24 protein-coding genes are annotated in these 22474 nt (G+C 65.3%); 6 read left to right on the top strand and 18 right to left on the bottom strand.

Annotated features, from left to right (window positions below; all coding sequences use genetic code 11):
• Positions 1-30: 30 nt before the first annotated feature.
• Together BZL41_RS17850 and BZL41_RS17845 are read left to right on the top strand one after the other, a co-directional pair.
• Positions 31-747 carry a TorF family putative porin gene (locus tag BZL41_RS17850; protein ID WP_095600553.1) on the top strand — a complete coding sequence of 239 codons (717 nt, stop codon included), beginning with the start codon at positions 31-33 and terminating at the stop codon, positions 745-747.
• Positions 748-834: 87 nt separating this feature from the next.
• Positions 835-2751, top strand: a complete 1917-nt coding sequence (locus tag BZL41_RS17845) for a sodium:solute symporter family protein (protein ID WP_095600552.1) — start codon at positions 835-837, stop codon at positions 2749-2751.
• Positions 2752-2882: 131 nt separating this feature from the next.
• On the opposite strand, the gene BZL41_RS17840 is transcribed toward BZL41_RS17845, so the two are convergent.
• Positions 2883-4037 carry a PQQ-dependent sugar dehydrogenase gene (locus tag BZL41_RS17840; RefSeq protein WP_095600551.1) on the bottom strand — a complete coding sequence of 385 codons (1155 nt, stop codon included), beginning with the start codon at positions 4035-4037 and terminating at the stop codon, positions 2883-2885.
• Positions 4038-4185: 148 nt separating this feature from the next.
• On the opposite strand from BZL41_RS17840, the gene BZL41_RS17835 reads away from it, so the two are divergent.
• A complete protein-coding gene (locus BZL41_RS17835; protein WP_095600550.1) occupies positions 4186-4896 on the top strand; it encodes an rRNA pseudouridine synthase in 711 nt (236 codons plus the stop codon).
• Positions 4897-4899: 3 nt separating this feature from the next.
• Here BZL41_RS17835 and BZL41_RS17830 read toward each other — a convergent pair whose 3' ends face one another.
• Both BZL41_RS17830 and BZL41_RS17825 read right to left on the bottom strand, forming a co-directional pair.
• Positions 4900-5223 carry a protealysin inhibitor emfourin gene (locus BZL41_RS17830; protein WP_095600549.1) on the bottom strand — a complete coding sequence of 108 codons (324 nt, stop codon included), beginning with the start codon at positions 5221-5223 and terminating at the stop codon, positions 4900-4902.
• The gene (locus BZL41_RS17825; protein WP_095600548.1) at positions 5220-6296 is read right to left on the bottom strand and encodes a M4 family metallopeptidase; all 1077 of its coding nucleotides are present in this window, start codon (positions 6294-6296) and stop codon (positions 5220-5222) included. Before BZL41_RS17825 ends, BZL41_RS17830 begins: the two co-directional genes overlap by 4 nt.
• A gap of 165 nt (positions 6297-6461) precedes the next feature.
• On the opposite strand from BZL41_RS17825, the gene BZL41_RS17820 reads away from it, so the two are divergent.
• Positions 6462-7640 (top strand): GGDEF domain-containing protein, encoded by a 1179-nt coding sequence (locus BZL41_RS17820; protein ID WP_095600584.1) that lies wholly within the window; start codon positions 6462-6464, stop codon positions 7638-7640.
• A 5-nt stretch (positions 7641-7645) separates the two neighbouring features.
• Here BZL41_RS17820 and BZL41_RS17815 read toward each other — a convergent pair whose 3' ends face one another.
• Positions 7646-8548 (bottom strand): NAD(P)/FAD-dependent oxidoreductase, encoded by a 903-nt coding sequence (locus tag BZL41_RS17815; protein WP_095600547.1) that lies wholly within the window; start codon positions 8546-8548, stop codon positions 7646-7648.
• Positions 8549-8672: 124 nt separating this feature from the next.
• Between BZL41_RS17815 and BZL41_RS17810 the strand changes: the two genes are divergently transcribed.
• A complete protein-coding gene (locus tag BZL41_RS17810; RefSeq protein ID WP_095600546.1) occupies positions 8673-9200 on the top strand; it encodes a hypothetical protein in 528 nt (175 codons plus the stop codon).
• 12 nt (positions 9201-9212) lie between these two features.
• Here BZL41_RS17810 and BZL41_RS17805 read toward each other — a convergent pair whose 3' ends face one another.
• Complete coding sequence (locus BZL41_RS17805; RefSeq protein WP_095600545.1) at positions 9213-9392, bottom strand: hypothetical protein; 180 nt, start codon at positions 9390-9392, stop codon at positions 9213-9215.
• Positions 9393-9619: 227 nt separating this feature from the next.
• On the opposite strand from BZL41_RS17805, the gene BZL41_RS17800 reads away from it, so the two are divergent.
• Positions 9620-10501 carry a DUF6279 family lipoprotein gene (locus BZL41_RS17800; RefSeq protein WP_095600544.1) on the top strand — a complete coding sequence of 294 codons (882 nt, stop codon included), beginning with the start codon at positions 9620-9622 and terminating at the stop codon, positions 10499-10501.
• 264 nt (positions 10502-10765) lie between these two features.
• On the opposite strand, the gene BZL41_RS17795 is transcribed toward BZL41_RS17800, so the two are convergent.
• The 13 genes from BZL41_RS17795 to flgC all read right to left on the bottom strand — a co-directional run bounded on the left by BZL41_RS17795 (position 10766) and on the right by flgC (position 22473).
• On the bottom strand, positions 10766-11131 hold the full coding sequence (locus BZL41_RS17795; RefSeq protein WP_095600543.1) for a histone-like nucleoid-structuring protein, MvaT/MvaU family: 366 nt from the start codon (positions 11129-11131) through the stop codon (positions 10766-10768).
• Between the two features lie 407 nt (positions 11132-11538).
• On the bottom strand, positions 11539-11874 hold the full coding sequence (locus tag BZL41_RS17790; RefSeq protein ID WP_084337995.1) for a tryptophan synthase subunit beta: 336 nt from the start codon (positions 11872-11874) through the stop codon (positions 11539-11541).
• 240 nt (positions 11875-12114) lie between these two features.
• Positions 12115-13155 carry a hypothetical protein gene (locus tag BZL41_RS17785; RefSeq protein WP_095600542.1) on the bottom strand — a complete coding sequence of 347 codons (1041 nt, stop codon included), beginning with the start codon at positions 13153-13155 and terminating at the stop codon, positions 12115-12117.
• Between the two features lie 157 nt (positions 13156-13312).
• On the bottom strand, positions 13313-14227 hold the full coding sequence (gene flgL, locus BZL41_RS17780; RefSeq protein WP_095600541.1) for a flagellar hook-associated protein FlgL: 915 nt from the start codon (positions 14225-14227) through the stop codon (positions 13313-13315).
• A 27-nt stretch (positions 14228-14254) separates the two neighbouring features.
• Positions 14255-15622, bottom strand: coding sequence for a flagellar hook-associated protein FlgK (flgK, locus tag BZL41_RS17775; RefSeq protein ID WP_095600540.1), 1368 nt, complete (start codon positions 15620-15622; stop codon positions 14255-14257).
• A complete protein-coding gene (locus BZL41_RS17770; RefSeq protein ID WP_095600539.1) occupies positions 15619-16815 on the bottom strand; it encodes a transglycosylase SLT domain-containing protein in 1197 nt (398 codons plus the stop codon). Before BZL41_RS17770 ends, flgK begins: the two co-directional genes overlap by 4 nt.
• An 11-nt stretch (positions 16816-16826) precedes the next feature.
• A complete protein-coding gene (locus tag BZL41_RS17765; RefSeq protein WP_095600538.1) occupies positions 16827-17930 on the bottom strand; it encodes a flagellar basal body P-ring protein FlgI in 1104 nt (367 codons plus the stop codon).
• A gap of 12 nt (positions 17931-17942) precedes the next feature.
• Positions 17943-18605: a flagellar basal body L-ring protein FlgH gene (gene flgH / locus BZL41_RS17760; RefSeq protein WP_174706182.1), complete on the bottom strand. Its 663-nt coding sequence runs from the start codon at positions 18603-18605 to the stop codon at positions 17943-17945.
• Between the two features lie 8 nt (positions 18606-18613).
• The gene (gene flgG, locus BZL41_RS17755; RefSeq protein ID WP_095600537.1) at positions 18614-19399 is read right to left on the bottom strand and encodes a flagellar basal-body rod protein FlgG; all 786 of its coding nucleotides are present in this window, start codon (positions 19397-19399) and stop codon (positions 18614-18616) included.
• A 16-nt stretch (positions 19400-19415) separates the two neighbouring features.
• Positions 19416-20147: a flagellar basal body rod protein FlgF gene (locus tag BZL41_RS17750; protein WP_095600536.1), complete on the bottom strand. Its 732-nt coding sequence runs from the start codon at positions 20145-20147 to the stop codon at positions 19416-19418.
• 8 nt (positions 20148-20155) lie between these two features.
• The gene (gene flgE / locus BZL41_RS17745) at positions 20156-21343 is read right to left on the bottom strand and encodes a flagellar hook protein FlgE (RefSeq protein WP_095600535.1); all 1188 of its coding nucleotides are present in this window, start codon (positions 21341-21343) and stop codon (positions 20156-20158) included.
• Positions 21344-21364: 21 nt separating this feature from the next.
• On the bottom strand, positions 21365-22045 hold the full coding sequence (flgD, locus tag BZL41_RS17740; RefSeq protein ID WP_095600534.1) for a flagellar hook assembly protein FlgD: 681 nt from the start codon (positions 22043-22045) through the stop codon (positions 21365-21367).
• Positions 22045-22473, bottom strand: a complete 429-nt coding sequence (gene flgC, locus BZL41_RS17735; protein WP_084337976.1) for a flagellar basal body rod protein FlgC — start codon at positions 22471-22473, stop codon at positions 22045-22047. The genes flgD and flgC overlap by 1 nt, the downstream gene beginning before the upstream one ends.
• Between the last annotated feature and the right edge of the window lies 1 nt (position 22474).

Here is a 22474-nt window from a genome sequence, read left to right as displayed (position 1 = left end):
CACTCCTGTTTCACTGAAGGAGTGTGCGACGTGATTCGTCATGTGCTTTTGATCCTTCCGCTGCTCGCCGGTTGCGCGGCAGCGGTGAACCAGCCGGTCGAGCGCGAGCTGGGCGACTATGAGCTCAAGATGAGCTATGCGCCGCCGCGCAGCATGGCCCAGGGGCTGGTGCAACCGAACAGCGGCACCCTCGCCCACGGCGGGCTCGACGTGACCCACACCAGCGGCTGGTACTTCGGCCAGTGGGCCGCCAATCTCGATCCGACCGAAGGCAAGATGATCAAGCTGGACAGCTATACCGGCTTCAAGCAGCCGCTCGACGAGCGCTTCGGCTATGAATTGGGCGCACTGCTGCACAGCTACCCGACGCTCAGCCAACGCAATGTCGAGGAGTACTACGCCGGCCTGTCGGTGTTCGGCAGCCGCCTGGGTGCGGCGTTCAGCCTCGATCCCGGCCGTTCGGACCGCACCCTGCTGGCTGATCTCGACCTGCAGGACGACCTCGGTTTCAGCGTCACGCTCAAGTACGGCAACCACGCCCTGGACAACCCGGTGGGCGTCGGCAACGGGCGCAACGTGCGGGTCTTCAACGACTGGTCGATCAACCTGGTGCGCCCCTGGCTCGGCTTCGACCTCAACCTCAGCTATTCCGACTCCAGCCTGAGCGCCCTGGAATGCGCGGCCTATTCGGGCTTCAACCGCTACTGCGACGGAGCCTTGACCTTCAAGGCGTCGAGGGCTCTGTAACGTGAGTGAGCCATTCGTCAGACAGCCAGCACTTTTCCTTTCCCCAATGCTCTCTCCAAGAGTGTTCCAACGGAAAGGAATAAGAAGATGTTGGACTTACTCATCGTATTGGCATTCGTCGTCTACTCCATCGGTTCGGGCCTGCGTGCCCGGGAGCAGGCCTCACAGAACCTCGGCGAATACTTTCTCGCCGGCAAGACGATCAAGGGATGGCAGTCGGGCTGTTCGATGGCCGCCACCCAGTTCGCCGCCGACACCCCCTTGCTGGTGACCGGCCTGGTGGCCACCGCCGGGGTCTTCGCCCTCTGGCGCCTGTGGATCTACGGTCTCGCCTTCCTGCTCCTGGCATTCGTATTCGCCGTCGGCTGGCGCCGCGCCGGCGTGCTCACCGACGCCGAGCTGACCAACGTGCGCTACAGCGGCACCGGCGTCACCCTGCTGCGCCTGCTCAAGGCGATCTACTACGGCACCGTGATCAACTGCGTGGTGCTGGCCATGGTGCTGGTGGCGGCGATCCGCATTGCCGAAGTTTTCCTGCCCTGGCACGACTGGCTGCCCGCGGCGCTCTACGAACCGATACTCGGCTTCGTCACCGCCACCGGCCTCAAGCTGGGCGACAGCATGACCGGCCTCGACCCGCAGGTGATGACGACCAACAACCTCATTTCGATCCTGCTGATCATGCTGTTCACCGCCGCCTACTCCATTACCGGCGGCCTGCGGGCGGTGATCCGTACGGATGTGATGCAGCTCGCCGTCGCTCTGATCGGCACCTTCGCCTATGCCTGGTTCGTCATCGATGCAGCTGGCGGGCTCGGCGGGCTGAGCGATCGAGTAGTCAGCCTCTACGGCGAAGACCTGGCCGGCAAGATGCTCTCCTTCGGCCCTCCGGAGAATGCCAGCGATCTGCTGCTGCCGTTCCTGATGATCATCGGCATGCAGTGGCTGTTCCAGATGAACTCCGACGGCACCGGCTATCTCGCCCAGCGCAGCATGGCCTGCAGCAGCGACCGCGACGCGCGGGTCGCCGGCGTGGTGTTCGCCTGGCTGCAGATTTTTCTGCGCAGCCTGTTCTGGCTCGGCATCGCCATCGGCCTGCTGGTGCTTTACCCCTTCACACCGGAGGACATGAACGGCGAGGGCTTCACCGCCGCGCGGGAAATCCTCTTCGTCCAGGGCATCCAGGATTTGCTGCCGCCGGGCTTTCGCGGCCTGATGCTGGTGGGTCTGTTGGCGGCCCTGGCTTCCACGGTGGATACCCATTTGAACTGGGGCGCCTCGTACTGGAGCAACGACATCTATGACGGCGTGGTCTGCCAGCGCCTGCTCAAGCGCAAGCCGAAGGGCCATGAGCTGGTACTGGTGGCGCGGTTGTCCAACGTGCTGATCATGATCATCGCCCTGGCGATCATGGCCAACCTTGGTTCGATCCAAACGGCCTGGTTCATCTCCCTGCTGTTCGGCGCCGGCATGGGCTCGGTGCTGCTGCTGCGCTGGCTGTGGGAGCGGATCAACCTTTACTCGGAACTCACCGCCATGGCCGTGTCGCTGATCACCGCTCCGTTGCTGCTGTACTTCCTCGGCACCGACCCGGACGACGAGTGGATTCGCCTCGGCATCATGGCGCTGGTGACCACCAGCGCGGCGATCCTGGTGACCTTCTTCACCCCGGCCACCGATGACAAGACCCTGCAGCGTTTTTACAAGCGCGTGCGCCCCTTCGGTCTATGGCAACGGAGTTCGCGGGCCATCGGCGATGCGTCCAGTGCTCCCCTGTATGCACTGGGCGAACGCCTCGGAGCGGTGGCGGTGACCGCGATCTCGCTGTTCGCGCTGCTCGTCGGGGTCGGCCGGTTGCTGTTCCCGCCGCCGGGTAGCGGCCCGCTGTTCACTTGGATCTGCATCGGCCTCGGTCTGGTGCTGATTCCGTTCTGGCTGCGCATGCTGCTCAACGAAGCGCCGCACGAAGAACATCTGGAGGCGAAGCCGGTCATGGGTAAATGATCTGCCAGGGAGAGGCAGCGATTCGCCAGCAGAGCCGGCTCCTACGAAAGACCAGCGGCTCCGGGTAGGGGCGAATTTATTCGCCCACGAAGCCCCACCGGGCGAACTCACGAATGAGCGCCACGAAGCGCTCATTCACTCCCCTCCTCCAGCCCAACCCGCAACAGCTTGCCGTCCGCTTCGTCGGTCAGCAGGTAGAGGTAGCCATCCGGCCCCTGGCGCACGTCGCGGATGCGGCTGCCGAGATCTGCCAGCAGGCGCTCCTCATGCACCACCCTGTCGCCGTCCAGTTGCAGGCGGATCAGCGTCTGCGCCGCCAGGGCGCCGATGAACAGATTGTGCTGCCAGGCCGGGAAACGGTCGGCGTCGTAGAACGCCATACCGCTGATGGCCGGCGACTTCTCCCAGACGTAATGCGGCGGCTCGGTGCCCGGCGCGGTCTTGCCCTTGGCTTCGGGAATCGGCAGCAGCGAGTAGTTGATGCCATGGGTGGCGAGCGGCCAGCCGTAGTTCTTGCCCGCCTGGGGAATGTTGATTTCGTCGCCGCCGCGCGGGCCGTGCTCGTGGGTCCAGAGCTGGCCGGTCCAGGGATTGAGCGCGGCGCCCTGCTGGTTGCGGTGGCCGTAAGACCATATCTCCGGGCGCGCGCCGTTGCGGCCGACGAAGGGGTTGTCATCCGGCACCTTGCCGTCCGGGTAGAGGCGCACCAGTTTGCCCTGCAGCTTGTCCAGGTCCTGGGCGGTAGCCCGTTCGTTGTTCTCGCCCAGGGCGATGAACAGATGACCTTTGCCATCGAATACCAGCCGCGAACCGAAATGGATACCGGTCGACAGCTTGGGCTGCTGGCGAAAGATCACCTGGAAATCATCCAGGCGGGTGCGGTCGGCGGACAGCTTGCCGCGTCCGACGGAGGTCCCGGCACGCCCGCCCTCGCCCGCTTCGGCGTAGGACAGGTAGACCAGGCGATCCGTGGCGAAGTCCGGCGACACCGCTACATCGAGCAGGCCGCCCTGGCTGCGGGCGAAGACATCCGGCACGCCGGCCAGCGGTCTGGACAGGTTACCGCTGCGATCGAGCAGGCGCAGACGCCCCGGCCGCTCGGTAATCAGCGTCCCTTCATCGCCGGGCAGGAAAGCCAGCGCCCAGGGGTTTTCCAGCCCGCCGACCACTTCGGTAACCGTCAGCGTACCCAGTTCGCTGTCGTGCTTCGACGTCTCCGCAGCCTGCGCGCCGCCGGAGAGAAAAAGGGCGACGGCGCAGGCCATCCACAGGGTTGTCCGGGTCATGGGGCTCTCCTCGTTCGTCATGAACGGAAAACTGTAGGCGCTGCCGGACGATTGCTGGCGGCGCCTACATCTGCGGTTACAATGACGGCCCTTCCGGCACTTCGGGGTGTAGTTTTTAGAGGTGCCCCTCTCAGTCACACGAGCCCCCATGACCGACCCCATCCGTCTCTCCAAACGCCTTGCCGAACTGCTGCCCTGCTCGCGCCGCGAGGCCGAACTCTACATCGAAGGCGGCTGGGTCCTGGTTGACGGCCAGGTGGTCGAGGAGCCGCAGTTCAAGGTGGCGGACCAGCGCATCGAACTGCTGCCTGGCGCCACGCCTGCGCCGATCGAGCCGGCGACCCTGTTGCTGCATAAGCCGGCCGGGCTGGACGAGGCGGCAGCCCTGGCGCTGCTCGCCATCGACAGCCGGGCCGACGACGACAGCTCCGGTATTCGTCCGGTAAAACGCCACTTCCGCCACCTCAGTGCGCCACTGCCGCTCGATACCGATGCCAGCGGCCTGCTGGTGTTCAGCCAGCACCGTGGCGTACTGCGCAAGTTGAGCGAGGACGCCGACCGGCTGGAGCAGGAGTTCATCGTCGAGGTGAGCGGGCAGATCGCCGAGAACGGGCTCGCCCGGCTCCATCATGGGCTCAGTTATCGAGGCGTCGCGTTGGCGCCGTGCAAGGTCAGTTGGCAGAGCGAGAACCGCCTGCGCTTCGCCCTCAAGGCGCCGCGCTGCGGACAGATCCGCCATATGTGCGAAAGCGTCGGACTGCAGGTGCAGGGGCAGAAGCGCATCCGCATCGGCCGGCTGGCCATGGCCAAGCTGCCGTCGGGCCGCTGGCGCTTCCTCGGCGCTCACGAACGCTTCTGAGCCTTACTCCCCGCGCTGCTTCCACAAGCTCACCAGGGCTTCCGGCGCTTCGGTTTCCGGTACGTTGAAGCTGATCCGCTCCACTTCGAGACCCTGGAAGCTGACCTCCACACGAAAATAGCGCTGGTCGCCGCGCCCGGCCTGGCCGGGCTCGCTGGCCTTCGGCGCGGCGGTTTCAACGGCGGCGCAGGCTTGCTGGCGCTCGGCCTCGGGGCAGTTGGCCAAGTCGATGGAACAGGCCCGGACCAGGCCAGGCACATGGGCCACCCCACCTTCGCGGGTTACCCGCAGGCCGGTGGCGGCAGCCAGAGGCGGTAATTCGATCATGTCGTCACTCCCACACCATCCCAGCCGGCCTTCACGGCCTGGTGCTCGGTGCTGTTGGCCCCGAAAAGCTTAGCGGCGTTGTCCAGGGTCAGGCGAGCGAAGGCAGCGAAATCGGCGGTGCTGCCCAGGCGTTCGTCGCGCAGGGCGTCGTACCAGATCCGCCCGGCCTTTTCCCAAGCCGGGCCGCCAAGGGCAGTGGCCGTCAGGTAGAAGGCGCGATTGGGTATGCCCGAGTTGATGTGGACGCCACCGTTGTCGATCCGGGTATCGACGAAATCCTTCATGTGCCCCGGCTGCGGGTCCTTGCCCAGCACCGGGTCGTCGTAGGCGCTGCCGGGCTCGGCCATGGAGCGCAATGCACGGGCCTTGACCGCCGAGGTGAACAGGCCGGCACCGATCAGCCAGTCGGCTTCCTCGGCGTTCTGTTTCAGGCGGTACTGCTTGACCAGGCTGCCGAACACATCGGACAGGGATTCGTTGAGCGCGCCCGCCTGGTTCTGGTAGACCAGCCCCGCCTCATGCTCGATGACACCGTGCGCCAGCTCGTGGCCGACGATATCGACGGCGATGGTGAAGCGGTTGAAGATTTCCCCGTCGCCATCGCCGAACACCATCTGCTCGCCATTCCAGAAGGCGTTCTCGTAGCCCTGCCCGTAGTGCACCGTACCGATCAGCGGCAGGCCGGCGCCATCGATGGAGTGCCGCTGGTAGACCTCCCAGAACAGCGCATAGGTAGCCCCCAGGTACTCGTAGGCTTCGTCCACCGCCGGATCGCCGCTGGCCGGCTGGCCTTCGCCGCGTACCAGGGTGCCAGGCAACTGGTTGCCCTGCTCGGCACTGTATACCGCGCGCTGCACCTGGCCGGGCGACGAGGCGCGAGCCTGCGCCGAAATGCTGGAGATTCGTGGCATCCCGGCACGCAGGCCGCGCATATGCTGGTCGAGCGCCAGGGTGTCGCTGGCCAGGGCGCGCAACCGTGCGTTGCCGTGGCGGGCCACCCGATCGAGCAGATAGGGGGGCAGGACGAAGGCAGACGAAAGGAACGGGCTTTGTTGGGCGGTACGGTCACGCATGGCAATCCTCCTGATGGAAAGCGGTCCTTGCTGATCAGACCCCCGCCGGACCGATTCATTCGCTTCGCTCCGGCCGCCGTTCCAGTGTCAGCACTCGACTCAAGTCGGACGACAGCCGCCGCGCCATGTTTTATGCTGGCCATCAGCCACTCAGGGTCATCCGTCGTGCTCCGTCCGTCGCTACAGAAGCTCCGCGCCGCCTCGGCCGTCAACGACGCGCTGCAGCCGCTCGCCAGCCAGGAAAACCTCAAGCGCCTCGCGCTACTGGCATTGTTCGCAGTGCCCTTCAACCTGACCCACATCCTGGTGTTCTGGGCCAAGGTTCCTGCCAGCCCGGAAGAAGTCCTTTGGCGGCAGGGCATCATATTCAGCCATGCCGTGCTGGCATTGCTGTTCACCAGCTTCGGCCTGCTCGCCCGCCGCCTGTGCCACGGCCGTCCGCCGTCCTGGGCGGTCGGGATGCTGACGAGGCTGGCGATCGGGGCGGTACTCGCCTTTGCCGTGGCGATCGCCTGCGTCGACCAGTGGGTCACCCCGAACATCACGCCCCTGCTGCTCGGTTGCACCTTGGCCGGCCTGGCATTCCTGATGCGTCCCGGCGAGGCCGCGGCCTTCTATGCGGCCACCCTGATCGCCTTCGAAGCAGGCATGCAGTTCAGCCAGCCCGATCCGCAGCTGCGCCTGTCCAACCAAGTCAACGGGCTGAGCGCCTGTGGGCTCGGCATGCTGCTGTCGGTGATTCTCTGGCAGGGCTTCGCACGCATTCAGCGGCAACAGGAGGAGCTGGCGGAAAAGCACCGCCAACTGGAATATCTCGCCGGACACGATGCCCTCACCGGCCTGCTCAACCGCCGCGAGTTCGACCGCCTGATCCGTGCCGAACTGGCCCGCGCGGAGCGCAGCCTGCAACCCCTCAGTCTGCTGATGGTCGATCTCGACCACTTCAAGCAGGTGAACGATCGCCATGGGCACCCCGTCGGCGACAAAGTGATCCGCCAGACCGCCGACCTGCTCCTGCGCCACACCCGGGCCGGCGACAGCGTCGCCCGTTTCGGCGGCGAAGAATTCACTCTGCTACTGCCCGACACCGACGCCACGGAAGCGGCGAAACATGCCGAAAACCTGCGCCGCCTGCTGGAAGCTACGCCCGTGCAGCTCGACCACGGCGAAGTACGACTCACCGCCAGCTTTGGCCTGACCAGCCTGCCAGCGCGACATTCGGCCAGCTACGAAACGCTCTACGCCACCGCCGACCGGGCCCTCTACCTGGCCAAGGCAAACGGCCGCAACTGCGTGAAGGCCCTGGTGCCGGAAAGCGTCACGCAGGTGCGCAAGCGCGGCTGAACCGCTCAACGCCGCCAGGGATTGGCCTCCAGGCTGTTGTGAATGGATGTGGCCGCCTGCGCCGCCTGGCCGGTGGCGACGCTGACCTGGTTCAAGGAACTGACCACATCGCCCGCCGCGTAAAGCCCCGGCACACTGGTGCACTGCGCAGCATCGACGAACAGCCGACCCTCTTCGTCGCAGCGGGCCCCCAGGGACCGCGCCAGGTCGGAGCGGACCCGTGCTCCCAAAGCCGGATACACCACATCGAACCAGTACTGCTCACCCTTGCGGGTACGCATGCCGACACGGCGATCGGCAGCGATCTGCAGGCGTTCGACACGGTCGCCGATCAGCCGGATGCCATAGTGGCTCGCCAGGGCCAGGGCGTCCTCGCAGGCCTGCGAGTCGCCATGCACGATCACGGTGACCCTGTCGGTGAAGGTCCGTAGGAACACCGCGTGGCGAATCGCCCGCTCCGCCGGACCGTACACCGCCACGTCATCGCCGTTCACCTCGTAGCCGTCGCAGATCGCGCACAGACGCACGCGGGTGGAGCGAATGGCCTCCGCCGCGTCGGGAATGTCGGGCAACTCGTCTTCGATGCCGGTCGCCAGCAGAACCCGCCGAGCTTGCAATCCGCGCCCGTCGTCGAGGGTCAAGCAGAAGCCCAGCGTCTCCTGACGCAGGGCCCGGGCCTGCGCGGCAATGATCGTCGCCCCGAAATCCAAGGCTTGGCAGCGCAAGCGTTCGAGCAGCTCCGGGCCGGTGATGCCCGGCGGAAAACCGGGGTAGTTATGGGACATCGGAATCAGAGACGCCCGGCCGGGGCCGCCGTCGATCACCTGCAACGACCGGTGAAAGCGCGCCAGGTAGATGGCTGCGGTCAACCCGGCCGGGCCCGCCCCGACGATGATGCAATCCAGCATTGCCTTCCCCCTTTGGCCCGTTCGGCCCGGATCATCTTTACTCAAGCGAAGAGCCGCGCGGCGAACGCAACGGGCGAAGGACGGTCGAACCTGCGGAGCCGACGCGCCGATCATGAGGAACGCCATGAAACGATGGACCATCTTCGCTCTACTGCTGCCCCTCGCCGGCTGCGCCTCGCAGCCCTGCGACACACCCTGGAGCGAAAGCCGTTGCCGCGAAGAAAGCCTGCTCTACCAGAACGACCTGTTGCAGGCCAAATTGCTGATCGTGTCCGGCGACCCGGAAACCTACGAACTGGCCAACGTACTGCTTAAACGTGCAGCCCCCCACGACACGACAGGCGAAACCGAGTTCTACAAGGCGGTGATGCTGATCCGCATGGGCCCCCAGGTGGACGAAGTGCTGGAGCTGTTGCAACAGGCGGTCGACAAGGGTCATCCGCACGCCACGGCGCTGATGTACAAGATCTACGCCGAACCCTACCTGCTCGATACGCCCGACCCGCTCAAGGCGGAAACCTACCGGGCGCGCTACGCCGGACTGGACGTGGCGAAGAGCGGCTACCCCTCGTTCGAAAAGGCCCTGAGCCTGGTCGGCGCCCTGGTGGACCAGCCCGCCGCTCTGGCCGGTGCCCATGCACCCGATCCGTAGAGAATCGCGCAATCAGCCCAGGTCGACGGAAAACATCGAGGATTGCGCCAGCGAGGCACGTGCTTCCTCCTCCGAGGCATAGGGACCAGCCATCAGCGAACCGTCCATGACGATCGCCCAGCACACCTCCCAGGCGGGACGCCAGACCTCCGGTAGTTGGTCGCCCTTGAGCTGAATCACTTCGGTTTTCATGCCTACCTCCACAGTCGACGAGTTCATTCGATTGCCGCGAAGCATCCGCCGGCCGCCCCTGGCCCCTCGAATGGCGGCCATGGCGCCCTTCGCATTGCTCTCTTCCATCCAGACCACGCCGAATGGACCTTTGCTCACGCCAATGGTCGGCAACGCAGCGGCGGTTCCTGGAAACTCTGCGCGCCAGGGGTTTTCCTAAAGAAAACATCCGCGACGAAGAGGCCCTCATGCGCAGCATCTTTCCTCGCCTTCGCGAACGACTCCCACTGGTGGTGGCGCTCGGCGTGCTGTTGTTGCTCGTTTCCTGCACCCGGGTCGGCCTGGTCTACCGCAACCTCGACGTGCTGGTTCCCTGGTCGGTCAACGAATACCTGAGCATGACCACGGAGCAGGAGCAGACCTTCAAGACCCGTTTGCAGGAACACCTCGCCTGGCATTGCAAGACCCAGCTACCGGCCTATCTCGAGTGGCTGAACGAGATCAACCGCGAAGTCGAGACCGGGCAGGTCACCGAAGCCAATTTGCGTGCCCGCCTGGAGGAAGCCAAGGGCGCCATCGAGGAGATCGCCAAGGAAATCACCCCCTCCACCGTCCAGCTTCTGCGCAAGCTGACCGATGCCCAGGTGCAGGAATTGTATGCCTCACTGGACAAGGACATGCGCCAGCGCCGCGAGAAGCTACAGGACGAATCCTGGGAAGACCGCCTGGAGGAGCGCACCGAGCGCATGGAGAAACGCCTGGGCAACTGGCTCGGCCGGCTCAGTCCGGCGCAACGCCAGCGGGTGAGCGAGTGGGCCCAGTCGCTTGGCGACCAGAACGGCCTCTGGCTGGATAACCGCGCGCGCTGGCAGGCGGAATTCCGCGACGCCCTCGCCCAGCGCCAGGCCGACGGCTTCCCGGCCCGCATCGCGCGCCTGCTGCAGCGGCGCGAGGAACTCTGGAGCGAGCAGTACCGGCAGACCTTCGCCCGCAACGAGCAGGCCGCCATCCGTCTGTTGGTGGATGTCATGGCACTCGCCGACGACAAACAGCGCACCCGTTTGCTGAATCGCCTGGACGGCATGCATACCGACTTCGCCAGCCTGGCCTGTCTGAACGGTGGGGACTGATCGTAAGAAAAACGGGGGGCCAGAAATTGCTGCTAACAAAGTGAGTCTTCTCCCTGCACGGTTCACCTGCAACGACGGAAATATTGTCGAGAGAGAGGAGATAGCACTTTGCCAAACAGCGCGCGAGCGCTTTAACCCGGCCAATAACCGGTAGTACGCGAGTGCTTATATCGGCATGAGGCGATAGATAACGTGGAAACTTGGCAGAGGAATATTTGAAATAAAAAAGCCCCGCTACGCGGGGCTTTCTTAACGATGGTCAGATCAGGCCTGGAGCCAGCCTTCGACCTTTTCCGCACCGTACTTTTCTTTCCAGGCTTTCAGAACCTTGTGATTACCGCCTTTGGTCTCGACGACTTCACCGGTTTCCGGGTTCTTGTAGACCTTGACGGCGCGCTGGCGGCGCTGCGGGCCACGGGCGGCCTTGCCCGGCTTGACGCTGACCGGCTCCGGATCGAGGATCGCGACGATATCCCGCAAGCCCTTGTCGTAGCTTTGCATCAGCGCCAGCAGTTTTTCTTCGAACTCGAGTTCTTTCTTTAATGCCGCATCCTTTTTCAGCGATTCAAGCTGGGCCAGGTGTTCTTGAAGCGCTCTTTCGGCGGCGCGGAATTCGGCAAGCTTGGACAATCTCTTCTCTCCGAGCTAAAGGGTGGCTGACGAATGTCGGCAAACTACTGTGTCGATCCGAAAAAAACAATAGCCGGAGAAAACAAACTCCGCTCGACTCAGGATTAGCACAGGTTTAGCAAAAGAGAAAATATGTACTTCCAGTTCAAGTTCGATGAACTAAGGCTGCGTGGCGATAAGAGCGGCCATGGAATAATTGGGCTTGGTTTCTCTTCGGAAACCGGCTCGAGGAATATACGAAGTGCGGGACGGCCAGCAGCCCCCGCAGGCGAATGATTCGCCCCTACGAAGGCTTCGCTTCAGGCACAGTGGCTTTTCGTAGGAGCCAGCTTTGCTGGCGAAGCTCTCCGGGGCCTGGTTCGCCGCTCCTACAATGGCGGGGCGGCCCTACGGAGGCCAGGACTGACTCAAACGTCCTTTTCTTCGCCGAGCACGTCGGCCAAGCCTTCGATTTCGGCGCGGGCCAGGGCGCGTTGGTCGAGTTTGAGGCGTGCGGCCTCGGGAAGGTCGGTGAAGCTGATCAGCCCGCGTACCACCAGCACGCTGACCACATCTTCGAGCACGCGGATCAGGTCGAGGTCGGAACTGCGCAACGCGTCGAGGCGCGCCTTCATCTCTTCCTTGGCGGTGATCCAGCGCTGCAACTCTTCGCTTTCGACGGCCAGCACTTCGGTCATTTCGTCGAAGGGCTCGTGCTCGACCCGAAGAATGTGTCCGTCCGCGTCCCGTTGTACGTAAACCATGTTGCTCCTCGGTGTATCGCCCGAAACGGCGTCCTGATGCGGCGATCGCGCCCCGGAGCCCGAGCTTCCGGCGTCAGGAATGGCGCGACGCGGCGTCACAAGATCGCCCAGCGCGGCCTCTTCCGTCAAACTCCGCTTGTCGCGGAACAGTATGGCGAGGACTTCCGAAAGCCCGCGAAAAGCGCCGGACTTGCCGCCGCCCTTGAAAAGATCCGTTATCGGCACGACAACACCCGAACGCTAGGAAAGCAGACTGACCACGGTGAAACGGTTGATATTGGCCTGGGCGATCACGGTCTGGGTGACCGCCGCATAGCTGGATGGACTCTGGCGCATCAGGTTGAACACCAGGCTGGCGTAATCCTGCGCCCACTGCTTCTCGTCCTGATGGGACTGGCGGGCGAGAAACTCGCGGATTTCCTCCTGCCGATGGCTGAGCTGCTCGCGCAGCGAGGCGATCTTGTCCAGCGCGCGCACCACGTCGTCGAGCACCCGGCGCAGCTCGCGGAAGCTGTCCAGGCTGCTGTCCGCCGGCAGCCTGAGCAATTCGTCCTCGTGGCTGTCCAGGCGGGTCGGCTTGCCCTTGGCGAACAGCTTGCCCTCGCCCTGCACCGCCAATTGCCCCTTGAGCTGCTGCCAATCGCTCTCCTTCGCGCTGAACTTCACCGCGCCGCCCGCATCCAGCTCGGCACGGATGCCGGCCTGGCCAAGGCTGGTGTTGAAGCGGCGCAGAATCTGCTGCTCGCTCATGTCCTCGTCGAGGACCACCGCCACCGGCTCGGCCAGCGCGCGTCCGCCGCTGAACAGCAGCGTCTCCTTGCCGGCTCGGCGGATGGCGTCGATGGACTCCAGACCCTCCAGGCTGAAGCGGCTGCGCACCGGCTCGTTGAGGCGCAGTTTGAAGCTGGCGTCGAGGCTGTTGCCGGAGCGCTCGGCGCGTTGCCGGAGCAGGCTGTGGGCCTGCTGCATGGCCTGCTTCACGGCTTCCCGCGCACCGGGCTGCGAATTGCTCAGCTCGCGGCCGAGGCTGAGCTTGAGCTGGGCCAGGCGATCCGCCAGCTCGCCCAGGTAACTGTCCGCCGACTGCATCGACGACAGTTGCTGGTTGAGCTGCAGGTTGAAGTTCGCATTCTTCCCCGCGGCGCGTTCCGCCCGGTGCGTATCGACGGGATTGGCCGGGGCCTTGCGCGACACGCTCGCCGGCGCATCCGGCAGGACCGCCTGGCGCCGCTCGCGGGAATCGATGGTGGCAACGGCCGGTAGCTGCTTTTCGACCTTCATGGATTTCCTCCGCTCGCAGAGCCTGTTCAACGTCTTGCGAGCTAGAGGCATGCAAGGCAAAAACGGGCGAAGAAGCGCAGTTTACAAGTGGCAAATGAGCATTCTGAGCCTGTTTTCAACGCGACAGGCCCGACGCGCAGCAGATGCTGAACAAGCTCTACAACAGGCTGAACAACGACAGCTCATGAATCTTCAGGTAGGTCTTCTGTGTGGCCTGCAAGGACAACTGGTAGTTGTTCAGATCGATGGATGCGCCGGCGTAGTCGAGCCGGGACAGTTCGCCTTCGATCTTCTGGTTGACCAGGGAGACTTCCTCGTTGCTATCGGTGAGCAATGTCAGGGTGTTCTGCCGCCCACCCAGCTCGGTGATCGCACCGAGCACGCCGGCGTGGGTCTCATCCAGGCGCAGCAGGGTATCGTCGATCTGCTGGCGCACCGCCGGGTCGTTCGCGTCGAGAGCCGGGTCCTGCAGGGTCTTCACCAGGGCGTGCAGCTCGTTGAGCATCGGGATGCCGGCGCCGAATACGTCCAGTGCAGTGACGTTCTCCTCGACCAGCACGCCGTTGGCCACCGCCGCTTGGCGGTGCTTGCCATTGCCGGTGATGGCGTAGGTCTCGGTGGCCGCATCGAAGGTCACCGCCGGGGTGTCGCTGAGGGTGCCGGAGAACAGGTAGCGACCCTCCTCGTCACGCACGTTGGCGAAGCTGAGCAGGGTCTTCTCGATATTGCTCAGTTCGCCGGCGATGGCCGACAGATCCTCGCTGGTGTTGGAACCGTTGGCCGCCCACAGCAACAGGTCGCGCACGTTGAGCATGGCGTCCGAGGTGGATTGCAGGTTGGCTTCCTGCACCGACAGGCTGCTGGACACGTTGGCGATATTGCTGCGGTACTGCGTCAGGCTGGCCTCTTCGCGCTGCACGCGGAGGATGCGCACACTGGCGATTGGATCGTCGGAGGGCAGCATGAGGCGCTGCCCGGTGGCCATCTGCTGCATGAGCTTGCCCAGTTGCGCGGAGTTGGCGCTCATGGCGTTGTGCATCACGGCGGTGGTCTGGACGTTGGTGATCCGCATGGGGGAGATCCTGTTCCTGGGGCGCCGTCAGAACGCCGCGAGCATGTCGTCGAACATCTGGTTGGCGGTGCTGATCACCTTCATGTTGGCCTGGTAGGCCTGCTGGTAGGTCATCAGGTTCACCGCCTCCTCGTCCAGGCTCACGGCGCTGACACTGTCGCGCTGGGCCTGGGCCTGCTCGGCCACCGCCGTGGCCGATTTCAGGTCGGCCTGGTTCTGCCGGCTGGCGCTGGCGACCTGGCCGAGCAGCCCGGCATAGGCGTCGTTCAGGGTGACCTGGCTGCCGCCGAGGGTGATGGTCTGCCGTTTCAGTTCGAGCAGCGCCAGCAGCACTTCGTTGTTGCCGGTTTCTCCGGCCGTGGAAGAGAACGCCAGCTGCTCCGGGGCGAGCGCGTTGACGCTGAGCATCGCCGTGGTGCTGGCGGCGTTGTAGGCCAGCAAGGGCTGGCCGGGGTTGCCGGCGAGGTCGAAGCCGGTCACCAGGGTATCGTTGAGCATCTGCGCCAGCGCCCCGGCCATGTCGTGCAGGGCCTCCAGCGCCGGGCGCAGGCTGTCGTATTCGCTGTCGTAGAGACCGCCCAGGGCGCCGTCGAAGCCGTCCTGCTTGAGCGGGAAGCTGGTGCCGGCGAAAGACAGCGCCACCACCTGTTCGCCGCTGGCGGTCGTGTTCACCTGCAACTGCCCCGCCGTGCTGCCCGCCACTAAAGGCTGACCGTTCGCCAGGGCGACGCTGAGGGCGCCGTCCGGCGTCTCGTGGACGCGCAGGCCGGCGTACTGGCTGAGGTCCTTGACCAGGCTTTCGCGGTGGTCGCGCAGTGCCGCGCTGTCGCCGCCGACGGATTCGGTTTCGACGATCTTACGGTTGAGCAGCGCGATGTTGCCGATCAACCCGTTGACTTCGCCGGCCATGGCGCCGCGCTGTTCGTGCAGGGCGTTGAGTTGGGCGCCGATGTTGCTGCCCAGGCCATTGAAGCGCTGGCTGAGGTTCTTCGCTTCGCTGAGGATCTGCTGGCGCAGGGCGATGGAGTCCGGCGAGGCACTGGCTTCGCTCACCGCGGCGAAGAAGCGGTCGAGGCCGACGCTGATGCTCGAGCCTTCGCCCGCCATCAGGCCTTCCAGCGAGGTCAGGTACTGCTGGGCGTTGCTGTAGTAGCTCAACTCGGTGTTGGCGCGCCACAACTGCTGGTTCTGGAAGTCGTTGGCCAGCCGGCGGATGCTGGTGACCTGCACGCCGCCGCCGACGCTCAGGCCGCCCTGCCCGGCCAGCGAGCCGAACACCGGGTTGAGCCGGCTGAAGCCGGGGGTGTTGACGTTGGCGATGTTCTGGCCGGTGGTGGTCAGCGCCACCTGCGACGCCCGCACACCGCTGTAGCCGATCTGGCTCAAGATACTCACGACAAGGTCTCCTTTCGCTCGATCCGGATCGGTTGGGCAAAGGCCGCCGACAGGGATTGATGGGTGCCGGAGGCAGCGGATCGAGAGATGCTCTTCTCTTGCAAGGCGACCGGATCGGCGGCGGACTTAAATCGCGCCAGCTCGATCACCGGGCCGTTGACGGACGGTAGCTCGCGCGGCTCCTCCCGCACGGCGATGCGCTTGCCCACTGCGGCGCCTAGCAGCTCGCCCTGGCGCACGCCCTCGGCCAGCTCCACCTGGGCACGGGTCTGTGCCGTCCAGCGCGGCTGCAACGGCTGGGCCTGGGCCAGCCCGCCCGGCTCCGTCCGCGGGGTTTCGGCCAGCGGCGCGCTCCGCAGGCTGCGCAGGATACGCGTGGTGTAGTCGCGGGTTTCCTTGAACGGGATGCGTTCGATCCAGGCACCGACGCTGATCTCGCCGCGGCGCGGGTCGCCGTTGCGCTCCAGCCACTCGTCGACCCGGCCGGGACCGGCGTTGTAGGCGGCCAGGGCCAGCGCATGCTCGCCGTCGTAACGCGCCAGCATCTTGTTCAGGTAGGCGCTGCCGAGGGTCTTGTTGTAGGCCGCGTCGCTGGTCAGGCGCGCCTCGTCGTAGGCCAGGCCGAGTTCGGCGGCCATCTCGCGGGCGGTCTCCGGCATCAACTGCATCAGGCCGCGCGCGCCCTTGGACGACACCGCATCGATGCGCCCGGCGGATTCCTGGGCAATGACGCTCTCCACCAGCGCCTTGAAACCGGCCGTGCCACGCTGCCAGGCTTCCGCCAGGCCATCCATGCCGCGTCGCCAGGTGCTCGCCAGCGGCTCGATCAGCGAGCCGCGCGACAGTTCGGCGGAGCGTGCCGCCGCACCGGCCTGCTCGATGTCGGCGATGGAGGCGCCGTCACCGGAGAGCTGCTTCACCAGCAGGTCGGCGATGCCGGTCTGCTTCTTGCCGGCCAGGGTCTCGGCCAGCACTTCGTCGTAGAAGTCGCGCATGGTGTCCAGCTCGCGGCTGCGCATCGGGTTGTCCGCCGCCAGCACGTCGCCGGCCTTGCGCATCTGCTTGAGAATCTGCTGGAGGAACAGGGCTTCGAACTGTTCGGCGGCCTGCTGCAACTGCTCGCGCGGCGCGGCTCCGCCGCCATCGGCATGGACAGAGGCGGAGGTATTGCGATTCAGGGAAACGATGCTCATGGGGTCCGCACTCAGATCACGATCAGCTCGGCGTTCAGGGCGCCGGCCCGCTCCAGGGATTGCAGGATGCTCATCACGTCGTCCGGCGTGGCGCCGAGACTGTTCACCGTATTGATGATGCTTTCCAGGCTGGCGCCTTCCGGCCACTTGAACATGGCGTTCTTGTCCTGGGTCACCGCCACGTCGGACTGCGGCACCACCGCTGTCTGGCCCTGGGAGAACGGCGCGGGCTGGCTGACCTGGGGATTCTCGCTGATGGTCACGGTGAGGGTGCCATGGGCCACCGCCGCCGCCTTCACGCGCACGCCCTGCCCGACCACCACGGTGCCGGTGCGGCTGTTGAAGACCACCTTCGGCCGGACCCGGCCCTCGTCCACTTCGACCGCCTCCAGCATGGCCATGAAACCGATGCGCTGGTTGCTCGACAGCGGCGCGCGCAGCGACACCTTGGTGGCGTCGAGGGCGGTGGCAGTGCCGCTGCCGAAGCGGGCGTTGACCGCTTCCACCACCTTGCTGGCGGTCTGGAAGCTGGGCTTGCGGATGTTCAGCATGACGTCGTCGCGCTGAGCGAAATCGCTGGGGATCATCTGTTCGATGGTGGCGCCGTTGGGAATCAGGCCGGTGGTGGCGCTGTTGATCGCCACGCTGGAGCCGCTGGCACCTTCTGCCTTGAGGCCGCCCACCACCAGGTTGCCCTGGGCCAGGGCGTAGGTCTCGCCGTCCACGCCCTGCAGCGGCGTCATCAGCAGCAGGCCGCCGCGCAGACTCTTGGCGTCGCCCAGGGAGGACACGGTGACGTCGATGGTCTGGCCGGCGCTGTAGGACGGCGGCACGTTGGCGGTGACCATCACCGCGGCGGCGTTCTTCAGCTTGGGATCGGTGTTCGGCGGCAGGTTCACGCCGAACTGCTTGATCATGTTGGCCACCGACTGGCTGGTGAACTTCACCTGGTTCTTGTCGCCGGTGCCGTCGAGGCCGACCACCAGGCCATAGCCGATCAACTGGTTGCCGCGGATGCCTTCGATGTCCACGAGGTCCATCAGCGGTACGCCGTGGGCGGCCGTCTGCCAGATCAGGCCGCAGGCGGCCAGCAGGAACCGGGAAAACTGAAGCATGGGCGATACCACTCAGAGGGGGAACAGGGGGTGGGTGAAGAAACGCGTCAGCCAGCCCGCCGAATTGCTGTCGTTGAGCACGCCGCGACCGGCGTAGGAGATGCGCGCGTTGGCGACGTTCTGCGAGGACACCTGGTTGAAGCGGTCTATGTCGTCCAGGCGCACCAAGCCGGTCAGGCGGATGAACTCGTCGCCCTGGTTCAGACGCAGCGATTTCTCGCCCTTCACCAGCAGCACGCCGTTGGGCAGTACCTTGTGCACGGTGACAGCGATGGAGCCGCGCAGGGTGTTCTGCTGCGAACTTTTGGCCGAGCCCTCGAAATCGCGCTCCGCCTCCGCCGAGCTTTCCAGTTTCGGGTAGGTCTTGCCGAGCACGGTGGGCACGCCGATGCCGACGCTGGAGGACTTGCCGAAGCTGGTGCCGGCGCTCTTGCTCGACTGGGTGGATTCGTCCAGCACCACGGTGAGGATATCCCCCACCCGCAGGGCGCGCTTGTCCTGCAACAGCGAGCCGGCGTAGCCGGAGCGGAACAGCCCGCCGCGCGACGTCGGCGGCAGTCTGTAGTCCAGCTCCAGCGGCTCGTACTGGCTGGAGTCCTCGTCCGGGCGCATTTCGTCGAAGCTCTGGCAGCCGGCGAGCAGCGCCAGCAGGGCGAACAGGCTGAAGGTACGCATCATCGGCATCAAACGGTCTGGTTGAGGAACTGCTGCATGCCCGAAGCGGCGTCCAGCACCTTGGCATTGGCCTCGTAGGCGCGCTGGATGGCGATCATGTTGACCATGGCTTCGACCACCTGCACGTTGGAGCCTTCCAGCACACCCTGTTTGAGGGTGCCCAGGCCTTCCTCGCCCGGCGCGCCTTCCACCGGCTCGCCGCTGGCCACGGTTTCCTTGTAGAGATTGCCGCCCAGGGCCTCGAGGCCGGCCGGGTTGGCGAAGTTGACCAGGGTGATCTGGCCCAGCTCCACCGGCACGGTCTCACCGGCCAGCACGGCGGTGACGGTGCCGTCGCTGCCCACGGTGAAGCGGCTGCTGCCGGCCGGTACTTCGATGGCCGGCACCAGCGGCAGCCCTTGGGCATTGACCATCACGCCCTCGGCATTGAGCTGGAACTGGCCGTTCTCGGTGTAGAAAATCTCCCCGGACGGCGCTTCCACCTGGAAAAAGCCGTGGCCGATGATGGCCAGGTCCATGGGCTGGCCGGTGGTCTGGATGCTGCCCTCGGTAAACACCTTCTGCGTGCCGGCGACGCGCACGCCGCTGCCCAGCTGGATGCCGGACGGCACGGTGTTGACTTGGTCGGCCTGGGCCCCCGGTTGCAGTTCGATGGAGTAGAACAGGTCCTCGAAAACCACCCGGTCGCTCTTGAAGCCGGTGGTGTTGACGTTGGCCAGGTTGTTGGCCACCGCCGCCATGGCGGTGTCCTGTGCCGCCAGGCCGGTCTTGCTGACCCAAAGTGCCGAACTCATTTGCGCGTACTCCCGCTTAGCTGCCGCGAATCATGCGATTGCCCGCGTCGGACAGGTCCTCGGCGGCTTTCATCATCTTCACCTGGGTCTCGAACAGGCGATTGAGGCTCATGGTGCCAACCAGTTGCTCGATGGCCGAGACGTTGCTGGCTTCCAGGTGGCCGGATACCAGCACCACTTCCTCGCTGGCCTCGGCCGGCTGGCCGTCCTTGGTGCGCAGCAGGCCGCTGGCGTCCTTCATCAGGTCGGAGGCCGGCACGTCGACACGCTTGATCCGGTCCACCTCGGCCATCAGGTAATCGCCGCGCGGCATCACCGAAACCACGCCGTCGGAACCAATGTGCAGGCTGTCGTACTCCGGCAGGACGATCGGGCCGCCCTCGCCGAGCACCGGCCGACCGTTGATGGTCAGGCGCAGCTCGGCATCCACCTGGACGCTGCCGTGGCGGGTATAGACCTCGTTGCCGTCGGCGCCTTCCAGGGCGATCAGGCCCTTGCCCTGGATGGCGAAGTCGAGGTCGCGGCCGGTGGCTATCAGCGCGCCCGGCGCCAGACTCACGCCATTGCTCTTGGCCAGCGCCATGTGCCGGCTGTCGTAGCCATAACCCTGGACATCCACGGCCTTGGCCTGCTCCAGGTCGGCGCGAAAGCCGGGGGTGTTGACGTTGGCCAGGTTGTTGGCGCGCACCTGCAGCGAGGTCATGGTGCGGCTCGCGGCGGTCATCGCGGTGTATCCCAGACGGTCCATGGCTTACCTCAGATCGCGCCGAACAGCACTTGGGTGAGTTCCTTGTCGGTGGACAGCACCTTGGTGTTGGCCTGGTAGTTACGCTGTCCTTCCATCAGCCCGACCAGTTGCTGGGTCAGGTCGACGTTGGAGCTTTCCAGGGTCCCGGCACTGAGTTCGCCGAACATGCCGACGCCCGGCGCCCCCACCAGCGCCGCACCGGAATCGGAGGTCTCGCTCCAGGCGGTGCCGTTGACGTTGCGCAGGCCGCCGGGGTTGGTGAAGTTGGCCAGCACCACCTGGCCCTGCAGCATGCGCTGGCCGTTGCTGTAGTTGGCGTAGACCATGCCGTCCTTCTCCACTGCCAGGCCGGTCTGCTCGCCGGCCGAGTAGCCGGTGGCGCGGTTGGTGGTGACGACGAAATCGGAGCCGTACTGGCTGGTGCCGCTGTAGTCGATGGCAATGCTCATCGGGTCGACCCCGGCCAGCGGGAAGCCCACGGTCACCTCGCCCACCGGCGTCGCCAGCGAGCCGTTGGTGGCGAAGGTCAGCGCCTGCGGGCCGCCCACCGAGCCGCCGTCGGCGTAGTAATAGGCATCCCAGGTGTTGTCGGCGGTCTTGACGAAATACTGGGTCAGGGTGTGTTCCTTGCCCTGGGAGTCGAAGACCTTGGTGGTGTAGGTGGCGTTGTAGGTGTCCACGTTGGCCGGATCGAACGGCCCCACCGCCGGAACGCTCTCGTTGGAATCCAGGTTGGCGACGAAGGCCAGCGCATCGGTGGCCTTGGCCGGCAGGTTGGCCGATTGCAATTGCAAGTCGCCCACCGCGCCCACCAGCAGGTTGCCGGCAGCGTCCACCGGGTAGCCTTGCAGGCGCTGACCGGAGACGTTGACCAGGTAGTTGCTCTTATCGGCACCGAACACGCCGGCACGGGTGTAGTTGACGTCGCCGTTGCTCGCCTTGGTGACGAAGAAGCCGCCGCCGGAAATCGCCAGGTCCAGGCTACGGCCGGTGGTCACCAGGGCGCCGCCCTGGCTGATGCTCTGGGTCAGGCCGAGGACTTCCACCCCCATGGCCTGGCTGTCGGCGTAGATGCTGCCGAATTCGGCACGGGACGACTTGAAGCCCGTGGTGCCGGCGTTGGCGATGTTGTTGCTGATGGCATCGAGCTGTTCGGTGACCGCGTTCAGGCCGGTCAGGGCGATGTTGAAACTCATATCGATTCTTCCTGTTAGGAGCTAGAGCAGTCCGGCCACCGGGGTCTGACCGAATTCGGTGATGTTGTAGAACGGCACGGAGCCGACGCCTTCGATTTCCAGCACCGGGCCCTCGCTGCTGACCCGTACCTGCTTCACCCGGCCGGCGACCTCCACCGTCGGGTACTCGCCGCTGTCGGTCTTCGCCTCGATGCTGTACTTGCCGGGCGCCAGGCCAAGGGCCTTCGGATCGACGACGAACTCCACCGTGCCGGCCTCCTTGGAGCCGAGCGGCACCTCGGTTTTCACGCCGTTGGCGTCGGTGAGCACCAGCACCGTCTTGCTCGAGGCATGCGCCTGGGTGAGCCGGCCGCCGACGCTGTCGCCGTCGAGCTGCAGGCTGCTCGCTGCCACCTTCACGTCCTGGCCAACCAGGCCGGCCGCCGTGAGGGTCTGCAGGTTGTCGAGCAACACCAGGTTGCTCTTGGTGAGCGCCGTCATGTTCTCCATGCTTTTGACCTGGGACATGGCGGCGTACTGGTTGAGGAACTCGGTGCTGTCCACCGGCTTGGTCGGGTCCTGATTCTTGATCTGGGCGACCATCAGGCTGATGAAGTTGTTCTCCATCTGGGTGGCGTCGCTGACGTTCACCGCCTGGCTCTTCACCGCATCGATATCGATCGACGCGGTATTCGACTGGCTCGTTGCGTTGACCGTGGCCATCAGGCGTCTCCCAGCTTGAGCAGGCTCTGCTGCATGCTCTTGACCCGGTTGAGCACCTCGACGCCGGTCTCGAAGCTGCGGCTGGCCGACATCATGTCGGTCATTTCCTCGATCTCGTTGACGTTGGCGTAGAACACGTAGCCGTCGCGGTCGGCCAAGGGGTTGTCCGGCTCGTAGCGGCGCACCGGATCGCGACCGGCGGTGACCACGTCGAGCACTTGCACATGGGCGCCGCCGAGGCCGGCGTCGCGGGTCAGCTCGCCGTTCTCGTAGACCGCGGCGAACACCGGCTTGCGCGCCTGGTAGACGTCTTCGGCGCTGGTCGCGGCCGACTCGGCGTTGGCCAGGTTGCTGGCCACGGTGTTCAGGCGCACGGTCTGCGCGTTCATCGACGAACTGGCGATGCGGTAGATGGAATCGAACGACATG

The organism is Pseudomonas sp. PIC25 (assembly GCF_002286785.1).
Classification (GTDB): domain Bacteria; phylum Pseudomonadota; class Gammaproteobacteria; order Pseudomonadales; family Pseudomonadaceae; genus Pseudomonas_M.
Note: the sequence above shows the minus strand (reverse complement) of the source record. Positions and strands in the feature narration are given on the sequence as shown.

Coding starts and splice junctions, on each gene's coding strand:
- BZL41_RS17770 (WP_095600539.1), bottom strand. CDS start 16,815: ATGAGCATCGTTTCCCTGAATCGCAATACCTCCGCCTCTGTCCATGCC.
- flgL (WP_095600541.1), bottom strand. CDS start 14,227: ATGCGGATCACCAACGTCCAGACCACCGCCGTGATGCACAACGCCATG.
- BZL41_RS17825 (WP_095600548.1), bottom strand. CDS start 6,296: ATGCGTGACCGTACCGCCCAACAAAGCCCGTTCCTTTCGTCTGCCTTC.
- BZL41_RS17810 (WP_095600546.1), top strand. CDS start 8,673: ATGAAACGATGGACCATCTTCGCTCTACTGCTGCCCCTCGCCGGCTGC.
- BZL41_RS17805 (WP_095600545.1), bottom strand. CDS start 9,392: ATGAAAACCGAAGTGATTCAGCTCAAGGGCGACCAACTACCGGAGGTC.
- flgE (WP_095600535.1), bottom strand. CDS start 21,343: ATGAGTTTCAACATCGCCCTGACCGGCCTGAACGCGGTCACCGAACAG.
- flgG (WP_095600537.1), bottom strand. CDS start 19,399: ATGAGTTCGGCACTTTGGGTCAGCAAGACCGGCCTGGCGGCACAGGAC.
- BZL41_RS17765 (WP_095600538.1), bottom strand. CDS start 17,930: ATGCTTCAGTTTTCCCGGTTCCTGCTGGCCGCCTGCGGCCTGATCTGG.
- BZL41_RS17830 (WP_095600549.1), bottom strand. CDS start 5,223: ATGATCGAATTACCGCCTCTGGCTGCCGCCACCGGCCTGCGGGTAACC.
- flgC (WP_084337976.1), bottom strand. CDS start 22,473: ATGTCGTTCGATTCCATCTACCGCATCGCCAGTTCGTCGATGAACGCG.
- BZL41_RS17785 (WP_095600542.1), bottom strand. CDS start 13,155: ATGAAGGTCGAAAAGCAGCTACCGGCCGTTGCCACCATCGATTCCCGC.
- BZL41_RS17790 (WP_084337995.1), bottom strand. CDS start 11,874: ATGGTTTACGTACAACGGGACGCGGACGGACACATTCTTCGGGTCGAG.
- BZL41_RS17800 (WP_095600544.1), top strand. CDS start 9,620: ATGCGCAGCATCTTTCCTCGCCTTCGCGAACGACTCCCACTGGTGGTG.
- flgH (WP_174706182.1), bottom strand. CDS start 18,605: ATGCGTACCTTCAGCCTGTTCGCCCTGCTGGCGCTGCTCGCCGGCTGC.
- flgD (WP_095600534.1), bottom strand. CDS start 22,045: ATGGCCACGGTCAACGCAACGAGCCAGTCGAATACCGCGTCGATCGAT.
- BZL41_RS17815 (WP_095600547.1), bottom strand. CDS start 8,548: ATGCTGGATTGCATCATCGTCGGGGCGGGCCCGGCCGGGTTGACCGCA.
- BZL41_RS17835 (WP_095600550.1), top strand. CDS start 4,186: ATGACCGACCCCATCCGTCTCTCCAAACGCCTTGCCGAACTGCTGCCC.
- BZL41_RS17750 (WP_095600536.1), bottom strand. CDS start 20,147: ATGGACCGTCTGGGATACACCGCGATGACCGCCGCGAGCCGCACCATG.
- BZL41_RS17840 (WP_095600551.1), bottom strand. CDS start 4,037: ATGACCCGGACAACCCTGTGGATGGCCTGCGCCGTCGCCCTTTTTCTC.
- BZL41_RS17845 (WP_095600552.1), top strand. CDS start 835: ATGTTGGACTTACTCATCGTATTGGCATTCGTCGTCTACTCCATCGGT.